The 3,023-nt window shown below is 42.8% G+C and carries 5 protein-coding genes; 3 read left to right on the top strand and 2 right to left on the bottom strand.

Going from position 1 to position 3,023, the window contains the following annotated elements; all coding sequences use genetic code 11:
* From LG30_RS22690 to LG30_RS21465, 3 genes are all read left to right on the top strand, one after another.
* Positions 1–273: hypothetical protein (locus LG30_RS22690; RefSeq protein ID WP_238566397.1), on the top strand; the 273-nt coding region annotated here is incomplete at its 5' end.
* A 69-nt stretch (positions 274–342) separates the two neighbouring features.
* Positions 343–1,194: an HNH endonuclease gene (locus tag LG30_RS21470; protein WP_081966064.1), complete on the top strand. Its 852-nt coding sequence runs from the start codon at positions 343–345 to the stop codon at positions 1,192–1,194.
* A 139-nt stretch (positions 1,195–1,333) separates the two neighbouring features.
* A complete protein-coding gene (locus LG30_RS21465) occupies positions 1,334–2,176 on the top strand; it encodes a DUF2971 domain-containing protein (protein ID WP_161785824.1) in 843 nt (280 codons plus the stop codon).
* A 24-nt stretch (positions 2,177–2,200) separates the two neighbouring features.
* Here the strand turns inward: LG30_RS21465 and LG30_RS0107785 are convergent, their stop codons facing one another.
* Both LG30_RS0107785 and LG30_RS0107780 read right to left on the bottom strand, forming a co-directional pair.
* Complete coding sequence (locus LG30_RS0107785) at positions 2,201–2,689, bottom strand: hypothetical protein (protein ID WP_081966060.1); 489 nt, start codon at positions 2,687–2,689, stop codon at positions 2,201–2,203.
* A complete protein-coding gene (locus tag LG30_RS0107780; protein ID WP_238566396.1) occupies positions 2,667–2,891 on the bottom strand; it encodes a hypothetical protein in 225 nt (74 codons plus the stop codon). The genes LG30_RS0107785 and LG30_RS0107780 overlap by 23 nt, the downstream gene beginning before the upstream one ends.
* Positions 2,892–3,023: the final 132 nt, after the last annotated feature.

Raw genomic sequence — 3,023 nt, 5'->3', positions numbered from 1 at the left:
GTGTATATACTTCTTCATATAGCACGAGGAATTCAATTTAGCGGAAAAATTCACGACAAAAACATTAGTAAGCATCTCGATACAATTAGTGACGAATGCTGGTTAAGAGCTGAAGAAATAATAGAAAGGAATAGTGAAAAAATAAACTATATAGCCACTCGAATGGCAAATGGAATAGACGTAAGAAAAGAATCGAATTATCGATTTGATAAAAAAAATATACTAACCTTCATACATGAATTCAAAAACAACAAACCTGAACACCTTGGCTGATAATTGCACAATATAAATTATAATACAATGATTATAATTAATAACTGATTGTTATCATGAGTAATAATAATGCCTAAAGTCTTTTCATACAACGGAGAGTTCTTGGATGCAACATACAACGTTGGCACAGTTGATGGTGTATTTGGACTAATCATAGAATCTTGGGGACCAAAAAATAGGAACCCTGATTATGCATGTGCTGTTCGCTATATTATTCAAAGACTAAGAGAGGCTAACCTATCTTTCATTAAAGTGTATGTTATATCGAGAAATTTATCAAAGGCCTTACCAAATATTGAAGATAGAGCAGTAAAACTATATAACAATGTAGATACTGATATATATATAAGACATGTGCATGCAGATGATATTAGACTAGCAATTGGTCGTGAGGTAGGAGAGATGAAAGAACCTCACAACATTAAATCAAAAGGTGGAAATAGATTCAAAAGAATTTTAATACATAGCCCACTTATGACTGATAAATACTGGCACACTCTTGCATCAACCATGGATAAATTAGATATTTTTGAGCCAACTGCTGACCATGAAAAATTCAACCTACTTGTAGATTCTCTTCTAAAACAGAAAATAGAAGAGCCAACAGGCTCTATTCATCCTAAGCAAAGCAACATAACTACGACGGTATATCTTCGAGACCCATTTGTTAAAGCATGGGTACTTAGCAATGCAGTGGGAAAATGTGAAGCCTGTCAACTACCCGCACCTTTCCATCGGACAGATGGCACACCTTATCTAGAAGTGCATCATTTAATACCATTATCAGAAGGAGGAAGTGATACCATTTCAAATGCGCTTGCAGTTTGTCCAAACTGCCATCGTAAACTTCATTTCAGCCTAGATAAAGAATCCCTTAAACTGGAGATTGAATCGAAAATACCAAGATTAATACGAGCATGACTCTCGGTCTTTAATTAATTTTATGAACAGGTACTTCACATTGTTAATGTTGCAATTTTAAAGAGACTAGCCCGCCATGTACAAATATTTTTCATTTTCAGAGAACTCAATATCCAACTTACTCAACCATGAACTATACATGAGTCATTTTGAAGCATTCAATGACCCATTTGAATGTAGTTGTGAGGTACTCTCTGGCTTCCCAAAAATAACAGAGCAATCCTCTAGACTTCAGGAAATAATAAAAGCATGGGGATTTGAGGATGTATCAGATCACATCGTGCTTGAAAACTATGATGCTTATGCTGACAGCTTGAAATTATCAGAACCAGTTGTATCTACCATAATAGATAGAGCCAGGATTAGCTGCTTTAGTAAAGATGCTGACAGTTTGCTAATGTGGTCACATTATGCAGATGGACTAAGAGGGTATTGTATTGAATTTAATCCAGACTATATACAATCTCATAATGAAGAGCACCTTGTAATTATGGACGTATTATATGAAGATGCCCCACCAAAAATTGACACCGCTGTAATGGCTGTTATACATGATCAAATCACATACCATCAGGAAGCCATTCACAGCACAGAAGTACTGATGAAACATCTTGGACAAGACAAGCGACAAGAATTAGGTTTGTACGAAGATGCTCTCGACAGATCATTCAACTCTCATGATGAAATATACCAAAAAATGCTAGCGACCAAGCCAACATGCTGGAAATATGAAAATGAAGTTAGAGTGATTTGCCAAGCCAAAAACACCGAAATAAAGGCGCACTTCCTAAAATACCCTATCAACGCAATAAAAAGTTTCACAATAGGTGAGAAAATGCCTAGAAAGAAAATGGAAACCTTATACAACATAATAATTACCCACTTTCCTCATGCAAATATTTACATAGCATCGAAAATCCATGGTGCTTTTGAACTTTCGATAAAAGAATACAATCCCTTCTCCTTTGAAGAAATATTGTGAAATTATTCCATGTTTTCATTTAAATTACGAACGCATAACAACCTCAACTCCTTGGCGAGCCTTTTCAGCCAGCACAACATCTAACTCTGAGGTAACCTCATCTGCTGGCACATTGCGACACCGCAGAAAGACCCTAGCCTCTGCCTCCATCTCACACGCCCGGTAAGACACCAGGCCCCCACCCACCGGGGTGGCCCGGGAAGCCGGGCTCCGTTGCTGGATGGCTGCCCTCACCTCCGCCGGCCGCGGTGCAAACTGCCGATCAGCATCCTCCCCAAGCAGCAGCACTGCCTCGCGGATCTGCTGCGCATTGAATCCCCTGAGCATGCTCCCCCAGGCCAGCGCCACGCCACGGGCATTGCTGTCCAGCTGGTTGGCACTGGCAGGCCAAAGTCCGGCCATCAGCGGCAGCAGCTCCTCGGCCAGGAACACCGACATCCGGGCGCTGACCTGCAGCGCCTCCCCTGGTGCGCTCAGGGCCGTCGTCTCGTTAGAGCGGAGTGCTGTCGTCATAGTCCCCCCTCCCCGACTCCCTGAGTGCCTTAGCGGCCTGCTGGGCCGCCTGTAGGTTTTCCAGTGGCTTGCGCTGGGCTGTTGTCCGGAATGAGCTAGCAGCCCGGCGTATCCAGTTGCGCCAGGTCTTCTCCCAGTCCAACTTGACGGCCTTGGCGCCGGGCAGCGCCTGCCAGTAATCGGCGAACGTAGCTGCCTCCATCAAGATCCGCTCCCTGGGGAGGCCTGTCTCCTGGATAGCCCACCTCCCCCACTCTCCTGGGAGCCTCCAGTCATTCGGCAAACGGGTACCTCGTCGCGAAGTTTCGCTTGCGGGTGTAGTGGTCAACTAAAT

Origin of the sequence: Aeromonas aquatica, from assembly GCF_000764655.1 — a bacterium.
Lineage (GTDB): Bacteria > Pseudomonadota > Gammaproteobacteria > Enterobacterales > Aeromonadaceae > Aeromonas > Aeromonas aquatica.
This window is presented reverse-complemented; position numbering and strand designations above follow the sequence as displayed.